This window comes from Paenibacillus sp. 01T442 (assembly GCF_056398345.1).
In genome coordinates, this window is the sequence record NZ_JBFTPF010000068.1 from 21372 (window position 1) to 27922 (window position 6551).

Sequence of the window (6551 nt, forward strand, 5' to 3'; positions counted from 1 at the left end):
AGGTGTTACCCCTCTTCTCTATCATGACTTGTAAAATGGATAGTCAACTCAATAATTTCCGCTTGGCTTCCCAATCGTATCGGTGGTCCCCATGTACCGAAGCCCGAGGACACCRGCGCATGTAAATTCCCTTTGCGTAAATAGCCCCAATCTAGTTCAAAGATCCGTCTAGTGAACAGATGGTTCGGCGCTATTTGACCACGGTGCGTATGACCTGACAAATTCACATCAACGCCTGCGGCAGCCGCTACGTCTAACTGGTACGGTTGATGGTCCATAACGATAATCGGCTGGGCAAGGTCTACTCCCTCCATCAAGGAGACTAACGGTTTACGTCCTCCAGCGGAATGTTCCGCAGACTTATCTTTACGCCCTACGAGATAGAAGCGTTCTTGGACATGAACAACTTCATCCATCAGCACACGAATGCCGATTTGTTCCATTTGTTCCACGAAAGCTGGAATATGTCCGCCATAGTATTCATGGTTGCCAAGCACAGCATACACGCCTAACGGTGCCTGCAACTCTCGCATGGTCTGTCCCATTTGATAACGAATAAAAGGTTTAATATCATCATCAATGACATCTCCCGGCAGCAGAATCAGATCAGGTTTCATCGCATTCACATGCTTGACAAGCTTGCGCAAGTGGCGATTGCCGACGACAGCACCTAAATGAATATCCGAAGCGACAGCGACCCGAAGCTGTTTCCAGTCCCCCGCTTGCTTGGGAATCGTAATCTCATATTTGCGGATAACCGGGGTTCGCGCCATATATGAGCCTACTAAGAGGAGAATAAGTACAATGGCTATAACGATCGACCCCAGTATAGGCACATAATTAGCTGACGAAACAGACGCACCATAAAGCACACCAATCGCCACATCCGTGACCGGCAAAAGAAGGATACCGAATTGAATGAGAGCCAACCAGTAGGAACCCATGATGTTAAGCAGTCGTGTTAGCGTTGGAGGCAGCACCTTCGTTCCAAACCGCCCTATGACATAGGAGAACCCAACGATCCAAAACACAGGCCAATACAACCAGGGATAAAATGAAGCACCCAATAAATGCGATAAATAAACCTTCAAATGCCAGCCTATATAACCGTTGATCGMCGCTACAATAGCAAGTATCAGTGTGATCCTAAGCAACATACCATTTCTCATATTTCTTGACGCTCCTATTCTCTGCTACCCTCTACCTTTTTAAAGCAAAAGACTGATCGGCTCTATACATTGCTCATCATCATTCCGTACACTCCCCACGCGGCTAGATACCGGATACGCCATCATGAGCTCCGAGGGGTATGGCTGCAGAAGCGGACGAAGTTCATCCACATTCTTCCTACTCCGATCTAACCAAACAGCTTCCTTCTCTCGTGGCAAAATGACCGGCATACGCTCATGAATATCCTTCATCATCTCGTTCGATTCCGTGGTAATGACCGTACAAGTTGAGATCCGCACACCTTCGGGAGATGTCCATGTATCGTAAAGCCCTGCCATACTGAACAGTTCCTTGCTGCGCAACATGATGCGCATGGGCTGTTTATGCTTGCCGCTTCCTTTCCAGTCATAGAAAGAATCTGCTGGGATCAGGCAGCGTTTACGTTCAAATGGCTTGCGGAAGGCAGGCTTGTCCGCCAAGGTTTCGGAGCGTGCATTGAGCATTTGATAGCCAACTTTCTCATCTTTGGCCCATTCTGGAATCAGTCCCCAGCGCAGTTCGCCTAGCTTATTTCGCTGCCCGTCATGGACGATCGCCATCACCTGCTGTCCGGGCGCAACATTATATTTAGGGCTATATCTCGGCATAAAAGTATCGTACATATCGTAACGCAGCATCAATTCCTCTAACGTTACAGTGATCGTGTAGCGTCCGCACATAGGTTAACATCCTTCTCCTTCACACCGTTATCTCATTCCCCTATCTCCATTATGGAAAAAAGATAGGCTTACGTCAATTCGCACAGCCCGAAGAACTTTTCTTCTTCAGGCTGTGCGAAGGGGCGCTAGCGATATCTTCAGGCAGATTCACGATTTCTTCTTCGTTTCCTTCTCTAACACACTCACACGCGGATCTGTCCCATAAATGGTTGTGACCAGACTGTCGGCATATCGGCCGATTCGCGCACCAATTTCAGCACGCATATAGTCCCTCGTCATCGTAAAACGATCTTCATGCTCACGGCACCGATACCGGTAACGAATCATCTGATCATCCTTCTCTTCTTCCGCGACATGCATGTCATTTTCGAGCATATGACGCTTTACTTTGGCTAAGTCCGCGTGCATATTCTTGGCCAGCACCTGAGCCACCTTCGAATAAAGTGTTCTTAGCATCTCGGAGGAACGCTCCACTTCACGCGCCCTTCGTACAATAATCGTATGCATGAGCGGCAGCAGCACAGATTCTCGTATAATATTAATGTCATCCACTGTCGGGCGTTTCGTAGGAACCGGTTTGTCATGACGTTGGCTTTGAGCTGCTTCCCGGTGCTGGGGCAGCATCATGCGGCTTGACTCCCATAAACCGTTATTCTGCAATTTTTTGCTCATTTATAATGACCTCCGATTTTGAGCGAGCGAACCTTCGCTTGGCCAGCTGTCGTCAAGGAGGACGCGCGAACAATCGCCGCATTGCCGAACCGATCCTTAATGCTATCCGTTACCTTCTCCAATTCACGTGCCTTCACTTGATCTTCAAAAAGGGTGAGCTGGTACGTTTCATCGTTCACGAACTGACTCAGCATCACGCCAGCACGACGAACTGGCATCGTATCCCAGAATTTATAGAAAAGCTGCTTCACAGCTTGAAAAACAGTGCCGGTATGATTCGTCGGGTCTGGCATCTTCATCTGGCGCGAGAAACCTGTCGGCGCATCAAAGGGACTGCACATACAGCTGACCGTCACGATAGAGGCCATATAGCCTTTGCGCCGGCAATCCCGGCACACCTCCTCCGTCAGCTCCATAAGTATCGTATTCACTTCCGACGATTCTGCATAGTCCCTCGGCAGCGTCATCATATGACCGATCGACTTCGGAGGTGTATCGAACGTGCCCGGCGTGACTGGACTGTCATCCAACCCGTTTGCCGTTCGCCACATGACCTCCGCGTGAATGTCCGACTGCTTGCCAAAACGCGCACGAAATTTCTGCTTCAGCTGCGGCAGCGGCGTCCGCGCCACATCKCCGATGGTATACATGCCCAATTTAGCAAAATGCGCCGTCATGCGCGAACCCACACCGAACATTTTGCTGACAGGTTCCTTCCATAGATGTTCCTCGACAGCGGATGGCAGCAGTGTGAATATGCCGGTTGCATTCTTTTTGGCCCATATATCTGTCGCGATTTTCGCTAAGATTTTATTCGAGCTAATTCCGACCCGCAGCTTAACGCCCGTTTGTTTGAGCACCTTATACTGCAAGGTCTCAGCAATTGTCATCGCATCTCCGAAATGCGGAATACTTCCAGTTACATCTAAAAACTGTTCATCAATACTGAAGATTTCAACTAGATCCGTAACTTCCTGGTAAATTTCAGTTATTTGCAACGAAACATTAATGTAATGCTGCATCCGTGGCCGCATGACGATCAGCTCGGGACACTTCTTCAATGCTTCACCCAACCGTTCGGCAGTCGATACACCATATCCTTTGGCAACAGGGCAGGCAGCTAAAATAATACCTGATCTTAACGCAGGGTCTCCTGCTACGGCAACCGGCTTATTATCTAGACCTGGATGATCAGCCTTCTCTACACTTGCGTAGAAGCTCTGACAATCAGCTTATCAAGACCTAATTTAAATTAATATTGAATTTTGTTGAACTTTATCTTTATTTATATGTATTTGACAATACACCTTGCACTCGGATCAGCTTTTGGTACCAATACACTATCCACTTGGATATTAGTTCTGGTTTCTTTTGTATTATTTTTAATATTCAAAGCGCTTTTATTGGAAAACATAAAATTATTGCCCTGAAAAATTTTTACTTTTAATTCTTTTTCCAGATTACTTCATTTTAATATTGTTATAAAAGTTAAATTTTATTAGAAAAAACAAGTAAAAAGTAATAGCAATTAATGAAGCGCATTATTTAGGAATACATAACTTAAAAACCCAAATAAAAAATGAAAAACAGCCCCTTTCTTTAGAAGAGGCTGCTCCAAYAAAACTGTACTTTTATTGACTCTATTTGGATCAGTTAGAAAGTTAGGTTAAGCTAATTGTTCGCAAATTCTCCCTATTTTTAAGTATTCCATTTCATCCCCTAACTCAGTTAGTGGGAAGAGTTGAAGAGAAAATCCATACCCTAGTGATGAATCGAACGGTGTAAAACTAGGTATCCCTAAAGTGACTATTATTCCTTTAATTCTTTTGCTTCTTTCTTCAAAGTATTTAGCAGGGAATAGCTCCTTGACTAATCCTAAAAGCAACTCATTTGTTATATTTACTAAATCATCAGGATTGTTAGTTAAAACATACGGATTATCGCTTTCTAACAATCTGTCTAATGATAAGGCAATAAAACCATCGTGCTCGAATTGCATAATTTGCTTCTCAGCTTCTTTAATTCGTTCATAAATCTTTTTTCTACTCTTAATTCTTTTAGCAGCAACCGAATATGTTACGCCTTCAAACTCAAATGAAAAATCTGGTTCAACACAATTAACATTCATTCCTGAATCACTAAATCTAGATGCTAGAAAAAGTTGATATTGATTGTCCCTTGCAGTTGAATTAGAGTCTTCTGAGGGTAATCTACATCCGCTTAACATTAGTTTTAATTCCTCAACCGAGGTTCCCAAGATTTCTGGAGAAGACACAATTGATTTTAATTCAAAAAAATCTCTCATCCCTTCGAGCAGCTCTGAGAAATTATTAGAGATATTATTTGATTCAATTAATTTTTTGTRACTTTTATAGAATTGACTGAATCTATTTGTTTCATGAAATGAAACATTATACTGTTTTAATACTTTAAATATAAATTCAATTTCGTTAATAATATCGTTCGATGGTAAATCCATTCCTGCGGTCAAAAATATCACCTTCTTAATATTTTACAATATACTAATTCAATGAAATCCATGTTTTATTGAATAATGTGTTGAAATCCTAATCCCCATTTTGGTTCATTTAATATAAATTTAGCCTCCATAATCCCTTCATGCCAATCTAATTTCTGCAAAATAATTACATAGTCTTCCAATAGGTTTGTTGGATTAAAGTAATTACCGATTATTCGATAGCCATGGGGAACTAAATCATCGTTCTCGATTTCAAGATCATCATATCGAATATTAAGCGAATCTCTAATGACATCATTTAAATTTGTGGCTTTAAACCATTCTGTCAATGAACATATAATAGCGTCAAATTCGTCATCAGTTATTGAAAACGCTTGTTCATGGGTTTTAATATTTAATTTATTTAGATTATTAATGAAACGCATTCTATCGGATTTTTGAATTTCTTTCCGGCAAGTATTAAGATTATTAATAAAATCGTATTGATTAGTGATTTTTTGAGGGAAGTAGTCGATAACATTATTTTCCAATTGCTGATCTATTTCTTGACCTTCGCTTAGCAAAAATTTTAATAAAGCTTCTTGAAACTTCTCTCTTGTTTCTTTCACAAAAATAATTTTCAACAATTTATTATGACTGTTCGAATCTTTTTTTAGTTTATTCGAAATAGTCTGTAAACTCCCTTGCCTTGTCGATGATTTCCCAATATTTTTTATAAATTCAGTATACTCGTCACGAATTCCCCCAAATAGCGCATTGCCTTCTAAATTATCATCTATTAAGATGTCTCTAGTTTCTTCTAGCCTAAACATGTTTTTTAATAATTGAAACGAATCATCTAATGAATCAATAATTTCACCTATATGACTTGTAATTTGTCCCGAACTCATTCGTTTTAAATCTTGTAATTTTTCAGTTGAAACAAAAGTCGTATCTTCAATAAACTTATCATTTTCTTTCTTTGCAGGTCTCCAAGTATTGTTGGTATATATTGCGACTGTGTCTTTGTATTTTTTATGGTAAAGCTTTAAATTGTAGCAGGAAATGGAAGGATAAGTTTCATAGAAAAGTTTATCAAGCCCTTTATTTATTAACATCTCTTTATCTATAATTTTCATTTTTTCTTCTAACTTTTCAGATTGATTTGTTAATAAGTATCGAAATGCACTAACCATCACCCCAATAAGGTTTCCYAATGGAGCAAGGGCTCTGAAAACATAATCAACTGGTCTGTGAGTCAATTGCCAGTAATGCCTATAAYTATACATTTGATTTAACATTTGAAGATCGATAGGTACATCCACGTAAATAGGTGTTTTTTCATTTCCTTTTAAAAAAGAATATCTAGCTTTGTCTAATCTTTTTATAAGATTTCTCTCTTCACTCTCTTTTGATAGCGGATGTTTATTAATAATAGTAATATAAATCTTTTTCAGTTTGGGATCAGGTCGATCTGCTCGGACTAATGCACATTTATTTGTAGTTAGCCCTCCAAAATCTAATCCAAATAC

The 6551-nt window shown here is 40.8% G+C and carries 5 protein-coding genes and 1 pseudogene; all 6 read right to left on the minus strand.

All coding sequences use genetic code 11. The features are described 5' to 3' along the window. Window positions 1–5 precede the first annotated feature (5 nt). Entirely contained in the window at window positions 6–1169 is a 1164-nt protein-coding gene (locus tag AC1DLM_RS28800; RefSeq protein ID WP_477571892.1) for a metallophosphoesterase, read from the minus strand. Window positions 1170–1208: 39 nt separating this feature from the next. Then, window positions 1209–1889, minus strand: a complete 681-nt coding sequence (locus AC1DLM_RS28805; protein ID WP_441991631.1) for an SOS response-associated peptidase — start codon at window positions 1887–1889, stop codon at window positions 1209–1211. 147 nt (window positions 1890–2036) lie between these two features. Further along, a complete protein-coding gene (locus tag AC1DLM_RS28810) occupies window positions 2037–2561 on the minus strand; it encodes a YhjD family protein (RefSeq protein ID WP_441991632.1) in 525 nt (174 codons plus the stop codon). Further along, window positions 2558–3793: pseudogene (locus tag AC1DLM_RS28815) on the minus strand (DNA polymerase IV); the annotation flags it as partial. The pseudogene AC1DLM_RS28815 and the gene AC1DLM_RS28810, both read right to left, overlap by 4 nt. Before the next feature lie 434 nt (window positions 3794–4227). Then, window positions 4228–5052, minus strand: coding sequence for a hypothetical protein (locus tag AC1DLM_RS28820; protein WP_477571893.1), 825 nt, complete (start codon window positions 5050–5052; stop codon window positions 4228–4230). 53 nt (window positions 5053–5105) lie between these two features. Beyond that, window positions 5106–6551 (minus strand): hypothetical protein (locus tag AC1DLM_RS28825; RefSeq protein ID WP_477571894.1); only part of this gene is annotated, 1446 nt, incomplete at its 5' end.